Genomic DNA, 496 nt, shown 5'->3' with positions numbered 1-496 from the left:
CGACCCAACTAAGAAATCTGTTGAAAAACCAGAAAAACCAACAGAAAAACGTGTAATCAATATCCCAACTAAAGTTGAGTTTGAATTCACTAAGAAACTTGAAGGCCGTCAACTTAAGGCTGGTGAGTTTAGCTTTGTACTTAAAGATAGCAAGGGTAATGTGATTGAAACTGTAAGCAATGATGCTAAAGGTAAGATCAAGTTCTCTGCACTTGAGTACAAACGTGGTGAAGAAGGTACTCACATTTATACTGTTGAAGAAGTACAAGGTAACGATACAACTGTTACTTACGATAAGATGGTAGCTAGAGTCGTTGTTTCAGTAACTAAAGACGGTAAAGTCTTGACAGTAACTTCTCAATTGCCAGAAGATACTGAGTTCAACAATATTGTGACACCACCGACTCCACCAACTCCTCCAACACCAGTAGTTCCACCAGTAACACCACCGACTCCTCCAACACCAGTGGTTCCACCAGTGACACCACCAACTACA

1 protein-coding gene is annotated in these 496 nt (G+C 40.5%); it reads left to right on the top strand.

The features are described from left to right. Positions 1-496 (top strand): Spy0128 family protein (locus AX663_RS03470; protein WP_156430753.1); only part of this gene is annotated, 496 nt, incomplete at both ends.

Origin of the sequence: Streptococcus sp. CCH8-H5, assembly GCF_001556505.1 — a bacterium.
Taxonomy (GTDB): Bacteria; Bacillota; Bacilli; order Lactobacillales; family Streptococcaceae; genus Streptococcus.
This window is presented reverse-complemented; position numbering and strand designations above follow the sequence as displayed.